The sequence below is a fragment of the Pseudomonas sp. B37(2017) genome, from assembly GCF_002112885.1.
GTDB classification, from domain to species: domain Bacteria; phylum Pseudomonadota; class Gammaproteobacteria; order Pseudomonadales; family Pseudomonadaceae; genus Aquipseudomonas; species Aquipseudomonas paraglycinae.
Map to the genome: position 1 here is coordinate 100504 of NZ_NEIX01000012.1, position 16291 is coordinate 116794.

At 62.9% G+C, this 16291-nt stretch carries 19 protein-coding genes and 1 riboswitch; of the genes, 2 read left to right on the forward strand and 17 right to left on the reverse strand.

The window, feature by feature from the left end; genetic code table 11:
- Window positions 1–36: 36 nt before the first annotated feature.
- From CAF90_RS25105 to cobO, 14 genes are all read right to left on the reverse strand, one after another.
- Entirely contained in the window at window positions 37–597 is a 561-nt protein-coding gene (locus tag CAF90_RS25105) for a glutathione peroxidase (protein ID WP_085608835.1), read from the reverse strand.
- 55 nt (window positions 598–652) lie between these two features.
- Window positions 653–775, reverse strand: coding sequence for a hypothetical protein (locus CAF90_RS29775; RefSeq protein ID WP_256578518.1), 123 nt, complete (start codon window positions 773–775; stop codon window positions 653–655).
- Window positions 772–1980, reverse strand: coding sequence for an MFS transporter (locus tag CAF90_RS25110; protein WP_007950414.1), 1209 nt, complete (start codon window positions 1978–1980; stop codon window positions 772–774). Before CAF90_RS25110 ends, CAF90_RS29775 begins: the two co-directional genes overlap by 4 nt.
- Before the next feature lie 54 nt (window positions 1981–2034).
- A complete protein-coding gene (locus CAF90_RS25115) occupies window positions 2035–2439 on the reverse strand; it encodes a MarR family winged helix-turn-helix transcriptional regulator (RefSeq protein ID WP_007950413.1) in 405 nt (134 codons plus the stop codon).
- A gap of 56 nt (window positions 2440–2495) precedes the next feature.
- Entirely contained in the window at window positions 2496–3227 is a 732-nt protein-coding gene (locus tag CAF90_RS25120) for an adenosylcobinamide-GDP ribazoletransferase (RefSeq protein ID WP_085608836.1), read from the reverse strand.
- A gap of 1 nt (window position 3228) precedes the next feature.
- Window positions 3229–3804: an alpha-ribazole phosphatase family protein gene (cobC, locus tag CAF90_RS25125; protein ID WP_085608837.1), complete on the reverse strand. Its 576-nt coding sequence runs from the start codon at window positions 3802–3804 to the stop codon at window positions 3229–3231.
- Window positions 3801–4856 carry a nicotinate-nucleotide--dimethylbenzimidazole phosphoribosyltransferase gene (gene cobT / locus CAF90_RS25130; protein WP_085608838.1) on the reverse strand — a complete coding sequence of 352 codons (1056 nt, stop codon included), beginning with the start codon at window positions 4854–4856 and terminating at the stop codon, window positions 3801–3803. Before cobT ends, cobC begins: the two co-directional genes overlap by 4 nt.
- The gene (cobU, locus tag CAF90_RS25135) at window positions 4853–5374 is read right to left on the reverse strand and encodes a bifunctional adenosylcobinamide kinase/adenosylcobinamide-phosphate guanylyltransferase (RefSeq protein ID WP_085608839.1); all 522 of its coding nucleotides are present in this window, start codon (window positions 5372–5374) and stop codon (window positions 4853–4855) included. The genes cobT and cobU overlap by 4 nt, the downstream gene beginning before the upstream one ends.
- Before the next feature lie 99 nt (window positions 5375–5473).
- On the reverse strand, window positions 5474–6976 hold the full coding sequence (locus tag CAF90_RS25140) for a cobyric acid synthase (RefSeq protein ID WP_085608840.1): 1503 nt from the start codon (window positions 6974–6976) through the stop codon (window positions 5474–5476).
- Complete coding sequence (gene cobD, locus CAF90_RS25145; protein WP_085608841.1) at window positions 6973–7980, reverse strand: threonine-phosphate decarboxylase CobD; 1008 nt, start codon at window positions 7978–7980, stop codon at window positions 6973–6975. The genes CAF90_RS25140 and cobD overlap by 4 nt, the downstream gene beginning before the upstream one ends.
- Window positions 7973–8881, reverse strand: coding sequence for an adenosylcobinamide-phosphate synthase CbiB (gene cbiB / locus CAF90_RS25150; protein ID WP_085608842.1), 909 nt, complete (start codon window positions 8879–8881; stop codon window positions 7973–7975). Before cbiB ends, cobD begins: the two co-directional genes overlap by 8 nt.
- Window positions 8878–9528 carry a 5,6-dimethylbenzimidazole synthase gene (gene bluB, locus CAF90_RS25155; RefSeq protein ID WP_085608843.1) on the reverse strand — a complete coding sequence of 217 codons (651 nt, stop codon included), beginning with the start codon at window positions 9526–9528 and terminating at the stop codon, window positions 8878–8880. The genes cbiB and bluB overlap by 4 nt, the downstream gene beginning before the upstream one ends.
- The gene (locus CAF90_RS25160) at window positions 9525–10820 is read right to left on the reverse strand and encodes a cobyrinate a,c-diamide synthase (RefSeq protein WP_085608844.1); all 1296 of its coding nucleotides are present in this window, start codon (window positions 10818–10820) and stop codon (window positions 9525–9527) included. Before CAF90_RS25160 ends, bluB begins: the two co-directional genes overlap by 4 nt.
- Window positions 10817–11428 (reverse strand): cob(I)yrinic acid a,c-diamide adenosyltransferase, encoded by a 612-nt coding sequence (gene cobO / locus CAF90_RS25165; protein ID WP_007950401.1) that lies wholly within the window; start codon window positions 11426–11428, stop codon window positions 10817–10819. The genes CAF90_RS25160 and cobO overlap by 4 nt, the downstream gene beginning before the upstream one ends.
- Window positions 11429–11508: 80 nt before the next feature.
- Window positions 11509–11735: riboswitch (cobalamin riboswitch) on the reverse strand.
- Window positions 11736–11901: 166 nt separating this feature from the next.
- On the opposite strand from cobO, the gene CAF90_RS25170 reads away from it, so the two are divergent.
- Together CAF90_RS25170 and CAF90_RS25175 are read left to right on the forward strand one after the other, a co-directional pair.
- Window positions 11902–12486, forward strand: coding sequence for a hypothetical protein (locus tag CAF90_RS25170; RefSeq protein WP_007950400.1), 585 nt, complete (start codon window positions 11902–11904; stop codon window positions 12484–12486).
- A 65-nt stretch (window positions 12487–12551) separates the two neighbouring features.
- Window positions 12552–13865: a sorbosone dehydrogenase family protein gene (locus CAF90_RS25175; RefSeq protein ID WP_085608845.1), complete on the forward strand. Its 1314-nt coding sequence runs from the start codon at window positions 12552–12554 to the stop codon at window positions 13863–13865.
- A gap of 65 nt (window positions 13866–13930) precedes the next feature.
- Here CAF90_RS25175 and CAF90_RS25180 read toward each other — a convergent pair whose 3' ends face one another.
- From CAF90_RS25180 to hda, 3 genes are all read right to left on the reverse strand, one after another.
- Window positions 13931–14467 carry a C40 family peptidase gene (locus tag CAF90_RS25180; protein ID WP_007950398.1) on the reverse strand — a complete coding sequence of 179 codons (537 nt, stop codon included), beginning with the start codon at window positions 14465–14467 and terminating at the stop codon, window positions 13931–13933.
- Between the two features lie 218 nt (window positions 14468–14685).
- A complete protein-coding gene (locus CAF90_RS25185) occupies window positions 14686–15306 on the reverse strand; it encodes a C40 family peptidase (protein WP_007950397.1) in 621 nt (206 codons plus the stop codon).
- 214 nt (window positions 15307–15520) lie between these two features.
- The gene (gene hda / locus CAF90_RS25190) at window positions 15521–16225 is read right to left on the reverse strand and encodes a DnaA regulatory inactivator Hda (RefSeq protein WP_007950396.1); all 705 of its coding nucleotides are present in this window, start codon (window positions 16223–16225) and stop codon (window positions 15521–15523) included.
- Window positions 16226–16291 lie beyond the last annotated feature (66 nt).

A 16291-nucleotide genomic window follows, 5' to 3' on the forward strand; every position in this document is an offset into this window, starting at 1 on the left:
CTCTTCACAGAGGCGGGGCTTTTTGATGGGCGTCGATCAGGGTTTCAGCGGTTTGGAAGCAATGGCTTTCTCGATGGCTGCCAGAAATTCCGGATCATCCGGTTTGGTCAGGCTGGAGAAATTGGCGATCACCTTGCCCTGGCGGTCGACGACGTATTTGTAGAAATTCCACTTCGGCGCGCTGCTCTGTCTGGCCAGCACCTGGAACAGATGAGTCGCATCGTCGCCCCGGACCTTCTGCGGTTCGGTCATGGTGAACGTCACGCCGTAGTTGGCGTAGCAGACCTTGGCGGTCTCGGCGCTGTCCTTGGACTCCTGCTTGAAGTCATTGGAAGGCACACCGAGCATTTCCAGGCCCTGGGCCTTGTAGCGCTGATTGAGCGCTTCGAGCCCCTCGAACTGCGGCGCGAAACCACAGAAGCTGGCCGTGTTGATCACCACCAGCGGTTTGTCGGCGTAGCGCTGACACAGGTCGATGGATTCCTTGGCCCGCAACTTGGGCAACGAGCCTTGCAACAGATCCGGACAGTCCGCGGCCTGGGCCAGTCCGGTCAACGCCATCAGCAACGCGGGAACAGCACACCAGCGCTTGAGCATGTCGGGCATCCTTGAGCAATCGTCAGACCCCGACGTTACTCGCCCTTCCGCCGATCTAGCAAGCACCCATGCCCAACTGCATCAGCGCCAGCCCGCCCTGATGCCAGCCCCACCACACCAGCGCCAGCAACGCGGCGCCGAGTGCGCTGACGACGATCTGCGGCCAGAAACGGTTCATGCAGCGCTCGCACGCGGTTGCAAGCGCTCGACCGGACGCTCGCGCACCGGCCAGTTCAGCGCTGCTGCCAGCAGACTCAAGAGAACCGCCACTTGCCAGATCAAGTCATAACTCCCGGTCCGGTCATACACCACCCCGCCCAGCCAACCGCCGAGGAACGAACCCAACTGATGGAACAGGAACACGATACCGCCGAGCATGGACAGATTCCGCACGCCAAACAAGGTCGCCACCGTACCGTTGGTCAACGGCACCGTCGACAGCCACAGGAAGCCCATGGCCATGCCGAACAGATAGGCCGAAGTCGTCGTCACCGGCAGCCACAGGAACAGCACGATCACCACCGCCCGCAGCAGGTACAACCCGGTCAGCAGACGCGGTTTGGACATCCGCCCGCCGAGCCAACCGGCGGTGTACGTACCGAAGATGTTGAACAGACCGATCAACGCCAGCACCGTGGTGCCGACACTCGCCGGCAAATGCTGATCGACCAGATACGCCGGCAGGTGCACGCCAATGAACACCACCTGAAATCCGCAGACGAAAAAACCGAACGCCAGCAACCAGAACCCGGAATGCGAGCAGGCCTCACGCAGCGCTTCGGACAGGGTTTGCTCATGCCCGAGCACCGGCAGCGGTTTGTCCTTGAGCATGCTCACCAGCGGCACGATCAACGCCACCAGCAGGCCCAGCACCAGCAACGCCGCCGACCAGCCGAGCCAGCCAATCAGACCGAGGGTGCCCGGCAGCATGGCGAACTGGCCGAAAGAACCGGCAGCACTGGCGATGCCCATGCCCATGCTGCGCTTCTCCGGCGGCACAGCGCGGCCGACCACGCCGAGGATCACCGAGAACGAGGTGCCGGACAGACCGATGCCGATCAGCAAACCGGCACTCAGGGACAGGCCCAGCGCCGTTTCCGACAGGCCCATGAACACCAGGCCCAAGGCGTAAAGCACACCACCGATCAGCACCACTTTTGCCGCGCCGAAGCGGTCAGCCAGTGCGCCGGTAAACGGTTGCGCCAGACCCCAGATCAGGTTCTGCAAGGCGATGGCGAAGGCGAACACTTCACGGCCCCAGCCAAACTGGGCGCTCATCGGCGACAGAAACAAACCGAAACCGTGCCGCACGCCCAATGACAACGCCAGAATCAGCGCGCTCCCCAGCAACACCCAACCGCACGTACGCCACATCGAACTCATTATTATTCTCCAGTCGCGGGTATATACCCGCTTAGATTCGGAAAAAACCGGCCTTCAGGCCAGTTCATCCAACAGCCGCAGCAAGGTTTCACGCTTCTCGGCACCCAGTCGGTCGATCAACCGCTGTTGCGCCGCTTCCCAGGCCGGCAGTGCTGCTGCCAGGCGTTGTGCACCGGTTTCGGTGAGCCGGACGATGCGGTTACGCATGTCCTCGCCCTCCGCCAGCGCCACCAGGCCCTCGCCTTCCAGCACCCGCAGATTGCGCCCGAGGGTGCTGCGATCCAGGCCCATCGCTTCGGCCAGTTCGGAAATGCTCGGCTGATCCAGCCGCTGCAAATTGCACAGCAAAGAATACTGGGCAACATTGATCCCGAAGCCGTCGAGAGCGCCGTCGTAATGCCTGCTGACGCCACGCGCGGCGCGTCGCAGGTTGGTGCACAAACACTGAGAAGGAAGCATGATGCGTGTATATACCCGCGACTGTGTTAAATCAAGTTACCGATCAAAGTTACTTATCAAAACAAGGCCAGCCCGACCAGCACTGACATCTCCAGCAATTCCAGCAACGCACCGGCCGTATCACCGGTGGTTCCGCCCAATCGCCGCACCATCAAATGCCGTAGCCAGATGAACACGACAACCGCCAGCAGCAGCGCCACGACGGCGTTGAACCCAGCGATGACCACACACGCCGCTGCACTCACCGTCAGCACCTGCCAACCCGTCTTGCGCGGCAGATGATCGGCCAGTGCCTGCCCTAATCCACCAGCCCGGACATAGGTCGTGGTGAGGAACAGTCCGAGCAGCGCCGCCCGCCCGATCAGCGGCACGATGATCAACGCCAGGCCTTGCTGTTGTTCGATCAACGCCAGCAACGCGGCGAACTTGAGCAGCAACACCAGTACCAGCGTCACCACCGCGATCGGCCCGCTGCGCGGATCCTTCATGATCGTCAGCGTACGCTCGCGATCACCGAAACCGCCGAGCCACGCGTCGGCGCTGTCCGCCAGCCCATCTAGGTGCAACGCTCCGCTGAGCAGCACCCACACCGTCAACAGCAGCGCCGCGTGCAACAGCAATGGCGCGCCCGCCAACGCAATGTTCAGCGCCCAGAGAATCAGGCCGAACAGCAAGCCCACCAACGGATAAAACAGCAGCGACCGGCCGAGCTGTTCAGGCGCCGGCATGCCCGGCAGACGAATCGGCAGGCTGCTGAGAAATTGCAGGGCGAACCACAGGGGCAGCATGTCAGAGCACTTCCCTGAGCGAACCGTCGGCCTCGACGATCAGCGAAAACAGCGCGCCGTGGCCGACTTCGACATTCAGCAACTGCTCACGGGGCAAACCACGGGCCCGCGCCAGCAGCAGACGCATGACGCCGCCGTGGCTGACCAGCAACACCCGCTCACCGGCGTGCGCCGCGTGCAGTCGCATCACCGCCGCCAGCACCCGCGCAGAAAAATCGCTGACCGGCTCCCCCTGCGGCGGGGTAAACCCATACGGATCCGCCCAGAACAGCCCGAGCGCTTCGGCATCAGTCTCCATCAGCGCCGCCGCGCTCTGCCCTTCCCAGGCACCGAAATGCAGCTCTTGCAGATTCTTGTCCAGAGATACCGGCAGATCCCGCTGCGCGCTCAACTCTTCAGCAAACCGCGCGCAACGCTGCAACGGCGAACTGACCAGCCGATTCCACGACCCCTGCCCGCTCACCGCCTCGCGCATCTGCGCCCAGCCTTTTTCGGTCAGTGCATCGTCGAGGCTGCCGCGCAGGCCGCCGCCGAGTTCGGTTTCACCGTGGCGCAGCAGATCCAGACGCAAAGTCATGCCGGGCGATCCGCCACCGCGGCTTCGGCGAAGGTCGCCATCTGCCCGTGCAGGTCGCAGGCCAGACGCAACAACGGCACCGCCAGCGCCGCGCCACTGCCCTCGCCCAGGCGCAGGCCCAGTTCGAGCAGCGGTTCTGCGCCAAGAGTTTCCAGCACATGTCGATGACCCGGCTCGGCACCGCGATGCCCGAACAGCAGCCACTCACGGCAAGCCGGATTCAGACGCACCGCCACCAGTGCGGCGACCGTGCAGATAAAACCGTCCACCAGCACCGCCACACCTTCCTGAGCACAGGCCAGATACGCGCCGACCAGTGCCGCAATCTCAAAACCACCGAGATTGAACAGGGTCTGCAACGCGTCGCCACGTTGCGCCGCATGCAGTGCCAGCGCCCGCTCGATTACCTGCGCCTTGTGGCTGACGCCTTCGGCATTCAGCCCGGTGCCCGGACCGGTCAGATGCGCCACCGGGCAATCGAGCAGCGCACAGGCCAGCGCACTGGCGGCAGAGGTGTTGCCGATGCCCATTTCACCGCCGATGAACAAATGCGCGCCCGCCGCCTTCGCGCGCAGCACGCTGTCGCGACCGCCCTGCAAGGCGAGTTCGCCCTGGGCCTGAGTCATCGCCGCGCCCTTGGCGAAATTCGCCGTGCCCGGGCCGATGTTCAGGTGACGCACGCCCGGCAGGTTCAGCGACGGGGTCACCGTGCCCAGATCCACCACTTCCAGCTGCGCGCCGAGTTGCCGCGCCAGCACGCTGATCGCCGCGCCGCCGCTGACGAAGTTCAGCAGCATCTGCCCGGTGACTTCTTGCGGAAACGCAGAAACGCCTTCGGCGACGACGCCGTGGTCACCGGCAAAAATCGCGATCCAGACCTGATCGAGTGTCGGTTTGACCTGGCCCTGCAATCCCGCCAGTTGCACAGCCACCGATTCGAGCTGCCCGAGAGAGCCGGCGGGTTTGGTCAATTGCTGCTGACGCGCCGCCGCATTTTCAACGGCGTCCGTATCCACCGGTTTGCACGGGTTCAGCCACCAGGCTTGGGTCATAACGCAGGTCCTTTCAGAGTCAGGGGCAGGCCGGCGACCGTCAGGACGACTCGCTGACAACGCTCGGCCAGAGCTTGATGCAGCCAACCGGCTTCATCGACGTAGCGGCGAGTCAATTCGCCCAGCGGCACGACACCCATTCCGGTCTCGTTGCTGACAAAAATGATTTCACCCGGCAGCAACGCCAGGCATTCGAGCAGGGCTTCGCGTTCGGCGGCGAGGCGTTCGGCGTCGTCGAGCATCAGCAGATTGGTCAGCCACAGCGTCAGGCAATCCACCAACAGGCAACGCTCGGCGCCAGCGTTTTCGCGCAGCACACGGGCCAGTTCCAGCGGCTCTTCGATCAACGCCCATTCGGCGGGACGACGGGCGCGGTGATGGGCAACGCGTTCATTCATCTCGCCATCCAGCGGCTGGCTGGTGGCGATGTACGTCACGGCCAGCGCGCTGTCGGTGGCGAGTTTTTCCGCCAGGCGACTTTTACCGGAACGGGCGCCGCCGAGGATCAACTGGAGCATGGAGGCATCCTGAAAAAAATTCGTTGAGACAACTGGCCTCTTCGCGGGCAAGCCCGCTCCCACAATGGATGTCGGCCGGACATGGCACTTGAGTACACCTCAGCCCCCTGTGGGAGCGGGCTTGCCCGCGAAGAGGCCATCACATCCAGCCTGGATGCCACAGAGTTCACACAACAGATCGGTATCGAGATGCTTCTCCACCAGATCCGCCAGCCGCTCGATATCGCGTTCGCGCAGGCCGTGGTAATCCACCTCCTGCACATCGTTCAGACCGGCCCAGCGCAACAGCGCCGCACTGGCCGCCGGCGATTCGAACAGGCCATGCAGGTAGGTGCCGAAAATCTGCCCGTCGAGACTTTGCGCGCCGTCGCAACGACCGTCGTCCAGATGCACGGCAGCATTTTCCAGCGCAGATCCCGTCGTCACGCCGGCATGAATTTCATAGCCGCTGACCTCGGCATCTTCCAGCGCCAGACGTCCGCGCACATTGCGCAACTGTTTCTCGGCCTCGAGCTGTGTTTCAAACGCCATCAGCCCCAGACCGGCGCTGGAACCCGGCGCGCCTTCAAGACCCAGCGGATCGTGCACTTGCTCGCCGAGCATTTGCAGGCCGCCGCAGATTCCCAACAGCTTGCCGCCGTAACGCAGGTGACGGCTGATAGCCGATTCCCAGCCATTGGCGCGCAGATACGCCAAATCACTGCGCACGCTTTTCGAGCCTGGCAGGATAATCAGATCGGCCGGCGGAATCGCCTGCCCCGGGCCGATGAATTGCAGATCAACTTGCGGATGCAGCCGCAGCGGATCGAAATCGGTGTGATTGCTGATGCGCGGCAGCACCGGCACCACCACTTTCAGGACTTGCTCGGCCTTGTCGGTCTGGCGCTGGTCGATGCCGTCCTCGGCTTCCAGATGCAGATCCATCACGTACGGCAGCACGCCCACCACCGGTTTGCCGGTGCGCTGCTCCAGCCAGTCGAGGCCCGGTTGCAGCAAGGCGATATCACCGCGAAAACGGTTGATGATGAAGCCTTTGACCCGTGCCTGTTCGCTCGGCGACAGCAGTTCCAGCGTGCCCACCAGATGGGCAAACACGCCGCCACGATTGATGTCGGCGATCAGCAACACCGGGCAATCCACCGCTTCGGCGAAGCCCATGTTGGCGATGTCGCCGGCACGCAGATTGATCTCTGCCGGCGAGCCTGCGCCTTCGACCATCACCAGCGGATACGCGGCGCTCAAGCGTTCATGGGAAGCGAGCACGGCCTGCATGGCGATGGCTTTGTAGTCGTGATAGGCGACGGCGTTCATGCTGGTGACCGCGCGGCCGTGGATGATGACCTGAGCGCCGGTGTCGCTGTTGGGCTTGAGCAGCACCGGGTTCATGTCGGTGTGCGGCTCGAGAAACGCCGCCTGCGCCTGCACCGCTTGCGCGCGGCCGATCTCGCCGCCGTCGGCAGTCACCGCGCTGTTAAGCGCCATGTTCTGCGGTTTGAACGGCACCACGGCAACGCCCTGACGGGTTGCCCAGCGGCACAGCGCCGTCACCAGCGTACTTTTGCCGGCGTCGGAGGTGGTGCCCTGCACCATTAATGTGGTCATGCTGGTTTTTCCATGGAGCAATGCTTGGCGAATGCTTGCAGGGCTTGCTCAAGGCGCGCCTCGTCGGCGGCATCGGCGGGCAGCCCGAATCGCAGGCTGCTGTTGTGCGCAAACAGACGCAGAAGAATGCCGCGACGAGCCATGAATTCGTGCAACGCGGTGGCCTGTTCGGTGATCAGCCACTGAAACAGTGCGCAGCCGCCCTGCGGTTTGAAACCGTGGCGCTCAAGCAGCGCAGCCAGCCGCTCGCTGGCCTCGTCGCTGCGGATGCGCTGGCGGGTGTGGCCTTCGGTGTCTCGCAGGCAAGCCTGACCCAGCACCCGGGTCGGTCCGCTGACGGCCCAGGGCCCGACCTGTTCGGCCAGCAACCTGAGCAACTTGCGCTCGGCCAGCACGAAGCCCAGCCGCACACCGGCCAGACCGAAAAACTTGCCGAATGAGCGCAACACGATCAACCCCACTTGATGCGCATGCGGGGCAAGGCTCAGCTGCGGCGTGTTGTCCATGAACGCTTCGTCGACCACCAGCCAGCCGCCGCGCTGGGCCAGCCGCGCATGCCAGTCGAGCAGGCGCGCCGGGGTCAGATTCAGGCCCGTTGGATTGTTCGGATTGACCACCACCAGCACGTCGAGACTGTCGAGAAAGAAGTCGACTTCCTGCTCAAGCACCTCGCGCACGATGTAGCCGCTGCGGCGCCACGCTTCGGCATGCTCGGCGTAACACGGCGATAAAACGCCGACCTTGCCGGCCCGGCGCAATCGCGGCAGCAATTGAATGGCCATCTGCGAACCGGCCACCGGCAGCACCTGGCTGGCACCGTAATAATCGCAGGCGGCCTGCTCCAGACCGTCATCGTTCTCCGGCAAACGCGCCCAGGCCCGCAGCGGAATCTCCGGGACCGGAAACGGCCACGGCGCCAGACCCGTGGACAGGTCGAGCCAGTCTTCTTCCGCGATGCCGTATTCGAGCGCCGCCCTGCGCAACCGGCCACCGTGCTCAAGCATAGAATTCAGCCCCCACGCAGAGAATCAGCAGCCATAACCATACCCCGCGCTGGACCAATTGCCAGCCGCGATCAATGAAATCGGCATCCGCCTGCACGCCCTCGCCCAGTTGCGGACGCTCGTGCAGCTCGCCGTGGTAAATCGCCGGGCCTCCGAGCTCGACGCCCAAGGCACCCGCGCCGGCAGCCATCACCGGACCTGCGTTCGGGCTGTCCCATTTTGGCGCCTGAGTCCGCCAGCATTTCAGCGCCAGTCGGGTCTTGCCCAGCAGCGCGTAGGTCAACGCCACCAGCCGCGCAGGAATGTAGTTGAGGACGTCGTCGATTTTTGCCGCCGCCCAGCCGAAACGCTCGAAGCGCTCGTTGCGATAACCCCACATCGCGTCGAGCGTATTGCTCAGGCGATAGAGCACCACACCCGGCGCACCGGCCACGGCAAACCAGAACAGCGCGGCGAACACCGCATCGCTGCCGTTCTCCAGCACCGACTCGGTGGCGGCGCGGGCGACGGCGGTGCTGTCCAGCTCATCGGTCTGGCGGCTGACCAGATAACCCACACGCTTGCGCGCCTCTTCCAGATCATCGGCGCGCAGGGCCTTGGCCACCGGCTCGACGTGCTCACCCAGGCTGCGCATGCCGAGGGCGCAATACAGCGCAAGAATCTCGACGATCCAGCCCACGTAAGGTGCCCAGGAAAACGCCGTGGCCAGCAGGGTCAGCGGCAACACCGCAATCACCCACGCGGTGACTCCATGGCTGCGCCAACCACGACCAGCGCTATTGAAACGTTGCTCGATGCGCCCGGCGAAATTGCCGAACGCCACCAGCGGATGCCAGCGTTTCGGTTCACCCAGCAGCGCATCCAGCGCAACCGCGGCGACACTCAACAACGCCACACTCATTGACTCACTCCCCAAAAATTTTCATACAGCAGCTCATTGAGCGGACGCGCCTGCGCCCACCCTTCGAGTACCAGCATCGGCGCCGGATAGAATTCCTTGACCGGCCCCAGACAAAGCACCGCCAGCGGCTTCGCCCCGGCCGGCAGTTTCAGCAGATCGGCCAGCGCCTGCGGTTCGAACAGCGACACCCAGCCCATGCCCAGGCCTTCGGCACGCGCGGCGAGCCAGAGATTCTGGATTGCGCAGGACAGCGACGCCATGTCCATTTCCGGCAGCGTGCGACGACCGAAAATATGCCGCTCGCGATCGTCCATCAACGCGGCAACCAGCACTTCGGCGCAGTCGTTGATGCCTTCGACCTTAAGCTTCATGAATTCGTCACTGCGCTCGCCGAGGGCTTCGGCGGTGCGCACACGTTCTTCTTCAACAAGGTTCTGGATCTGACCACGTAGCGCGCGGTCGCTGATACGGATGAAGCGCCACGGCTGCATCAGGCCGACACTCGGCGCCTGGTGCGCGGCTTCAAGCAAACGGCGCAACAGTTCAGGCTCGACCGCGCCACCGCTGAAGTGGCGCATGTCGCGACGTTCGGCGATGGCGCGGTAGACCGCTTCGCGCTCGGCGTCAGTGAAGGCGTTGTCGGTCATGGCACCAACAGTGCGGCAATCGCCGACGGATTCGACGGGAAATAGAAGTGAACGTACGAGGCGGTCATCCGCCCTTCCCGGTACACCGCTTCCGCGCCGCGCCCGCCGTTGGGGCTGTGGCCACGGGCAATCGGCGTCAGTTCGGTGGTGGTCAGGGAATGGTGATAGGTGTGGCCGCGCAACAGGCCTTCCGGCAGGTCGACCTCTTGCAGCGCCAGTGCGGCGAGGCGTTTTTGCATCACGGCGTCGCCGCTCAACACGCCGACCAAATCAGCGCGGGTGCCTTCGACATCGGTCAGCGAGTCGAGCAGATAAAGCATGCCGCCACATTCGGCGAGCAGCGGTTTGCCGGCGGCATGATGCGCGCGGATCGCTTTGAGCATGTCGGCGTTCTGCGACAAGGCAACGTGGTGCAATTCCGGATAGCCGCCGGGCAGGTACAGACTGTCGGCGTCGGGCAATTGCGCATCGCGGATCGGCGAGAAGAAACTCAACTCGGCGCCCATCGCCCGCAACAGATCTAGACTGGCGCCGTAGGTAAAGGCGAAGGCTTCGTCGCGGGCGACGGCAATTCGCACGCCTTCGAGCAGCTTTTCGGTCTCAATGATTTCAGGCGCGGCGAATTCCACAGCCGGTGGCAGCGCTACCTCGCAAGTGCCGGCCAGCGCTTCGGCGGCGGCGTCGAGGCGCACGTCGAGATCATTGAGTTCGCTGGCCTGCACCAGGCCGAGATGGCGGCTCGGCAGTTCGATCCCGGTTTCCCGGGACAACGCGCCGTACCAGCGCAGGCCTTCGGTGAGGCTGCCTTCCAGCAACTGCGCATGGCGCACGGTGCCGACGCGGTTGGCCAGCACGCCGGCGAACGGCAGGTCCGGCTGATAGCGCGCCAGGCCTAGCGCCAGTGCGCCGAAGGTCTGGGCCATGGCCGTGCCGTCGATCACGCCGAGCACCGGCACGCCGAAATGCCGGGCCAGGTCGGCGCTCGACGGCGTGCCGTCGAACAAACCCATCACGCCTTCGATCAGGATCAGGTCGGCTTCGGCGGCGGCTTCCCACAAAAGACGTCGACTTTCCTGCTCGCCGACCATCCACATGTCCAATTGATAGACCGGCGCACCGCTGGCGCGCTCGAGGATCATCGGGTCGAGAAAGTCCGGGCCGCACTTGAATACGCGAACCTTGCGCCCCTGATTGCGATGCAGACGGGCCAGCGCGGCGGTGACGGTGGTCTTGCCCTGACCGGAAGCCGGCGCGGCGATAAGTACCGCCGGGCAGTGACGTGGTTGATTCAAAGTTCGACGCCTTTCTGCGCTTTGATGCCGGCCTGGAAGGCGTGCTTGATCATGCCCATTTCGGTGACGGTGTCGCCCATCTCGATCATTTCCGGCTTGGCGGCGCGGCCGGTGACGATCACGTGCTGCATCGGCGGACGGGCCTGCAGATCGCTGAGCACCTGATCCAGATCGAGGTAACCGTGCTTGAGCGCGATGTTCAGTTCATCGAGCACCACCAGACCGATCGATGGATCGCGCAGCAGTTCGCGGGAGACTTCCCACGCTGCCTCGGCGGCGGCGATGTCGCGCTGGCGGTCCTGGGTTTCCCAGGTGAAGCCCTCGCCCATCACATGAAAACGCACTTGCTCGGGGAAACGGCGGAAAAACAGCTCTTCGCCGGTGCTGTTGCGGCCCTTGATGAACTGCACCACGCCGCACTGCATGCCGTGGCCCATGGCGCGAGCGAGCATGCCGAAGGCCGAGCTGCTTTTGCCTTTGCCATTGCCGGTCAGCACCAGCACCAGGCCGCATTCGTCTGGCGAATTGGCGATGCGTTCGTCGATCACGGCTTTTTTGCGCTGCATGCGCGCCAGGTGGCGCTCGTCGCGTTCGGGGGAATCAGTCATGGGGGAGCTCTCCGTTGAGGCTGGATAACGGCGGGCAGGCACAAGAATAGACGGCAACAAGCCTGGCATCGCCCACCGTGATGCCGCTGGATGGATCAGGCCGGTCTCCGGGCTCATGAGCGGCGTTGGCCTGGCTGCGCGCCTTCCCGCTTTTAGGCAGTGGCATCAGACGCAGCTTTTACTCATTTACCGTTGCGGGGGCAGCGCCGGGATCGTGAGGGTTCATCGCTTGAAGACCCGCCTCACCGGCTTCCCTGTTTCACTCTGTCGACATGCGCCACAGAGCACCTGAAACAAGCCGCGAAGGTTAGAGGGTTGGGGGTGGAGCGTCAATTGAAGAGGGGCTTGTGCGGCGAATAACTGCCGCCGATCAATTAACTGACGCCAATCTTGTGCCACACTGTCAGCAGTGATATCAAAGAGCCATGCTTTTTGACTGCAGAGAGCACATCACAATAACAAGGGAGAGCACCATGCAAGGCATGATCATCAGCAATCCGCGGCTGGAATTCCTGCGCCCGGTGCTGGAACGCTGGTTTGACTGTATCGACCGCTACAACGCCGTGCGCGGCGACAATGACACGCCCTACTGGCACGACGAAAAAGCCAACCTCGGCCTGCTGTCGGCCGCTGCCTGGATGGCCGAACTGGTCACCCTGCGCGACACCGCCACCCGCAAACAGAACGAGGAAGGCGAGCGCAATGCCCGCGCCGACCTGTTCCTGGCTGGCGCTGAAGATCGCGCCTTCATTCAGGCCACCCAACGCTGGCCGCGCGTCACCAGCCTGAATCTGACGCAGGCCCTGGCGGATATCACCAGCGACGCCAAGCGCATCAGCTACGCCAGCGACCTGAAACTCGGCTGCCTGTTCGTCGCCCCGCAAAAAGCCCAGCACAGCGCCAGCCCGGAAGAGCTGCAGGACATGGTCGACGACCTGCAAAAGGAACACACCTGCGCCGTCGCCTGGTATTTTCCCTACGCCTATCGCAAATTGCGCAGCGAGGCCGGCAACTATCACCCCGGCATTGCCGTGCTGTTCAAGGAAGCCCGCGGCTGAGGGTTGAACCATCGGGCTTGTGCGCTTCTCTATGATTAGGAATGCATTCATAGGGAAGATCAGCAATGCGCAAGCCCCAGCTCGTTTTCGTCATCGTGCTCGCCGGAGGGCTCGCCGCCTGTGGTGAATCCTCCAGCCTGCAAGTCTCCGACGGCACCGGCCCGTCACCCCGATTGCCCGAACCGAACAAGACCCTGATCCCGACGGTGAACATCGCCCCGGCCATCGGCTGGCCGGCCGGCGCGAAACCGACGGCAGCGGCAGGCACGCAGGTGGCAGCCTTTGCCGAGAATCTCGATCACCCGCGCTGGTTGTATGTACTGCCCAATGGCGACGTGCTGGTGGCGGAAACCAACGCCCCGCCCAAACCCGACGACAGCAAAGGCATTCGTGGCTGGGTGATGAAAAAAGTCATGGGCCGTGCGGGCGCTGGCGTTCCCAGCCCGAACCGCATTACCCTGCTGCGCGACGCCGATCATGACGGCATGGCCGAAACCCGGACGGTGTTCCTGCAGAACCTCAACTCGCCGTTCGGCATGACCCTGGTCGGCAACGATCTGTACGTGGCCGATACCGATCGCCTGCTGCGCTTCAACTACGAGCCCGGCGCGACCGAAATCAAGAGCCAGCCAATCAAGGTCGTGGATCTGCCGGGCGGCACGCTCAACCACCACTGGACTAAAAACGTTATCGCCAGCAAGGACGGCAGCAAGCTGTACGTCACTGTCGGCTCGAACAGCAACGTCGGCGAAAACGGCCTCGATCAGGAAGAAGGTCGCGCAGCGATCTGGGAAGTGGACCGTGCCACCGGCAACCACCGGATCTTCGCCTCGGGCATCCGCAACCCCAACGGCCTGGCCTGGGAGCCTCAAAGCGGTGCGCTGTGGACTGCCGTGAACGAGCGCGACGAAATCGGCAGCGATCTGGTGCCGGACTACATCACGTCGGTCAAGGACGGTGGCTTCTATGGCTGGCCGTTCAGCTACTACGGCCAGCACATCGACGTGCGCGTGGAACCACAGCGGCCGGACATGGTGGCCAAGGCCATCGCTCCCGACTACGCCGTCGGCCCGCACACCGCGTCACTGGGCCTGACCTTCGCTGAAGGCAATCGCCTGCCAGCGCAGTTCAAGGAAGGCGCATTCATCGGCCAGCACGGCTCGTGGAACCGCAAACCGCACAGCGGCTATAAGGTGATCTTCGTACCGTTCGCCGCTGGCAAACCGAGCGGAACGCCCGTGGACGTGCTGACCGGATTCCTCGACAAGGACGAGAACGCGCTGGGTCGTCCGGTCGGCGTGGTGATCGACCAGCAAGGCGGACTGCTGGTAGCCGATGACGTGGGGAACAAGGTTTGGCGGGTGTCAGCAGCCCGCTAGTGTGTTTCAGGCATTAAAAAACCCGTGGGAGCCATTCAGCTCCCACGGGTTTTTATGTATCTGGATTACGGGTTATGCGCCAGATGCTCCGGCTGCAGAACGCGCTTGGCGCTCAGATAAGCCTTCTGCCAATACGCTTTCGACAGGCTGTCCAGCTTCACCGTGCCGCCGGTGGCCGGCGCATGAACGAAGCGCCCTTCCCCGACGTAGATCCCCGCATGGCTGACCTGCGAGCCGCCATTGGTGGCGAAGAAGATCAGGTCGCCGGTTTGCAGCCCTTCCTTGCCTACGTTCGGCGCCTGCATGACGATCATCTCGCGGGTGGAACGCGGCAGGCTGATGCCGGCGGCATCGCGGTAGACAAACCCGATCAGGCCGCTGCAATCGAAGCCCGAATCCGGCGTATTGCCGCCCCAGCGATAAGGCGTGCCCACCAGCCCGAGCGCGCGGAACAGCACGTCTTCGGCAGCGGGTGAAAAGGCCTGGGAGGATCCGAACACGATCGGAGCGCGAACCACCGGCGCAGGCGGCGGAGTGCGACTGGCGCAGCCACTGAGCAGCGCTGCGAAGAACATCAAGGCAAAGCGGGCCGACATCGTCATATGCAGAACATCCTGATCTGGCTGAGGCTTTGACTGCCGATTCGACAGAAAACAAAACCGCCTGCGTTGGGACGCAGGCGGTTTGCCATCAATATAGATCAGGATTCTAGCGGCTACGCGGCAAACTTCAAGTAAGACTTTAACTTCACCTTGTAAAGTTTAAGTCTATTGCCCCTGAAGGACCGCTTGTCGCCACGAGCGTGGCGACAAAAGCGTGATTACTTGCGAGCGGTAACCACGGTTGGAGCGTTCGCCAAAGCGCGTTTGGCTTCGATGAAAGTCTTGCTCCAGTAGCTGTCGCCCAGGCTGTCGATGCGAACACCGCCGCTGCGACGAGAGCTGGAATGGATGAACTGGTTGTCGCCCAGGTAGATCCCGGCGTGGCTTACACGACCGCGACGACCATTGGTGGCGAAGAACAGCAGGTCGCCCGGCTCGAGGTTGCTGCGCGAAACCAGCGGCGCATCAACGTTGATCATTTCGCGGGTGGAGCGCGGCAGATTCATGCCGGCTTCTTCGCGGAACAGGTAGCCGATGAAACCGCTGCAATCGAAACCGGCTTCAGAGGTGCCGCCGAAACGGTAACGGGTACCGATCAGGGACATGCCGCGTTCGAGGATGCTGTCGGCCAGAACCGGAAGCTGGTAAGGCTTCTTGCCGTTGAAGTCGGCGAGTTCTTTTTCGGTGTCCAGCTCTTCCTGGTAAATAACGGAAGACTGGGCGGTGGCAGAATTTTTAGCCTGTTGTTGCTGCTCTTGATTAACAGGTGAATGAGCAGCGCAACCGAACAACAGGGTGACGAGTGCGAGAGGCACGAGGGGTGCGAAGCGCTTTAGCATGGGCACGACCGTGGCTGATAGTTGTAAAGAAGCCGAGACTATGCCCGCTATCAGCCTCATTTGCAAATTCAATCGATCTTTTTGTGACTTCTCGGTTTCTCGTTAACATCTAAGCGCTTAAGCCTATTTGAATCGAGACGCAGCCTGTGCAACCCACAGGAAAGCGGGTTTTCTGGCGCCTGAAATATGCCGAAACCGGCTGAAAGCCCCGGTTTTACCAGCCCAGGGTTTCTTTCAGGAAGGGAATGGTCAGCTTGCGCTGGGCCTGCAAAGAGGCCTGATCGAGCTGCTCGAGCAGATCAAAAAGCGCGCTCATGCTGCGGGTACCGCGAGTCAAAATAAAATGCCCGACTTCATCGGTCAGGTGCAGACCGCGACGGGATGCGCGCAATTGCAGGGCACGCAATTTGTCTTCATCGGAGAGAGGACGCATCTGGAAGATCAGCGCCAGGGTCAGGCGCGATTTCAGGTCGGCGAGTTTGATCGGCAGTTCACGCGGCGAAGTGGACGCCGCAATCAGCAGACGCCGCCCGCTGTCACGCAGACGGTTGAACAGGTGAAACATCGCCTCTTCCCAGTCTGCCTTGCCGGCAATCACCTGCAAGTCATCCAGGCAGACCAGTTCGTACTGTTCGAGGTTGTCGAGGATTTCGATGCCGCGATCCATCAACTCGGCCAGCGGCAGGTACACCGCCGGTTCACCCATCTGCTCGAAGCGCAGGCACGCGGCCTGCAACAGATGCGTACGCCCTACCCCGTGCTTGCCCCACAGATAGATCAGGCTTTCGGTCCAGCCGGCGTCGGCTTCGCATAGACGCTCGACATAGCCGAGTGCAGCGGCATTGGCGCCTGGGTAGTAGTTGATGAAGGTGGCGTCGTCACGCAGACGCACACCTAGGGGCAGCTGAATCGGTTTCATGCTGACTGAACAGTTCCCAAGGAACCGTTAGTGGCCTCTGTGTAAAGTGAGCGAAGTTTATACCCG

Excerpts from the sequence above, each read along its gene's own strand:
- CAF90_RS25105 (WP_085608835.1), bottom strand. The coding sequence starts at position 597 with ATGCTCAAGCGCTGGTGTGCTGTTCCCGCGTTGCTGATGGCGTTGACC.
- CAF90_RS29775 (WP_256578518.1), bottom strand. The coding sequence starts at position 775 with ATGAACCGTTTCTGGCCGCAGATCGTCGTCAGCGCACTCGGCGCCGCG.
- CAF90_RS25110 (WP_007950414.1), bottom strand. The coding sequence starts at position 1,980 with ATGAGTTCGATGTGGCGTACGTGCGGTTGGGTGTTGCTGGGGAGCGCG.
- CAF90_RS25115 (WP_007950413.1), bottom strand. The coding sequence starts at position 2,439 with ATGCTTCCTTCTCAGTGTTTGTGCACCAACCTGCGACGCGCCGCGCGT.
- CAF90_RS25120 (WP_085608836.1), bottom strand. The coding sequence starts at position 3,227 with ATGCTGCCCCTGTGGTTCGCCCTGCAATTTCTCAGCAGCCTGCCGATT.
- cobC (WP_085608837.1), bottom strand. The coding sequence starts at position 3,804 with ATGACTTTGCGTCTGGATCTGCTGCGCCACGGTGAAACCGAACTCGGC.
- cobT (WP_085608838.1), bottom strand. The coding sequence starts at position 4,856 with ATGACCCAAGCCTGGTGGCTGAACCCGTGCAAACCGGTGGATACGGAC.
- cobU (WP_085608839.1), bottom strand. The coding sequence starts at position 5,374 with ATGCTCCAGTTGATCCTCGGCGGCGCCCGTTCCGGTAAAAGTCGCCTG.
- CAF90_RS25140 (WP_085608840.1), bottom strand. The coding sequence starts at position 6,976 with ATGACCACATTAATGGTGCAGGGCACCACCTCCGACGCCGGCAAAAGT.
- cobD (WP_085608841.1), bottom strand. The coding sequence starts at position 7,980 with ATGCTTGAGCACGGTGGCCGGTTGCGCAGGGCGGCGCTCGAATACGGC.
- cbiB (WP_085608842.1), bottom strand. The coding sequence starts at position 8,881 with ATGAGTGTGGCGTTGTTGAGTGTCGCCGCGGTTGCGCTGGATGCGCTG.
- bluB (WP_085608843.1), bottom strand. The coding sequence starts at position 9,528 with ATGACCGACAACGCCTTCACTGACGCCGAGCGCGAAGCGGTCTACCGC.
- cobO (WP_007950401.1), bottom strand. The coding sequence starts at position 11,428 with ATGACTGATTCCCCCGAACGCGACGAGCGCCACCTGGCGCGCATGCAG.
- CAF90_RS25170 (WP_007950400.1), top strand. The coding sequence starts at position 11,902 with ATGCAAGGCATGATCATCAGCAATCCGCGGCTGGAATTCCTGCGCCCG.
- CAF90_RS25175 (WP_085608845.1), top strand. The coding sequence starts at position 12,552 with ATGCGCAAGCCCCAGCTCGTTTTCGTCATCGTGCTCGCCGGAGGGCTC.
- CAF90_RS25180 (WP_007950398.1), bottom strand. The coding sequence starts at position 14,467 with ATGACGATGTCGGCCCGCTTTGCCTTGATGTTCTTCGCAGCGCTGCTC.
- CAF90_RS25185 (WP_007950397.1), bottom strand. The coding sequence starts at position 15,306 with ATGCTAAAGCGCTTCGCACCCCTCGTGCCTCTCGCACTCGTCACCCTG.
- hda (WP_007950396.1), bottom strand. The coding sequence starts at position 16,225 with ATGAAACCGATTCAGCTGCCCCTAGGTGTGCGTCTGCGTGACGACGCC.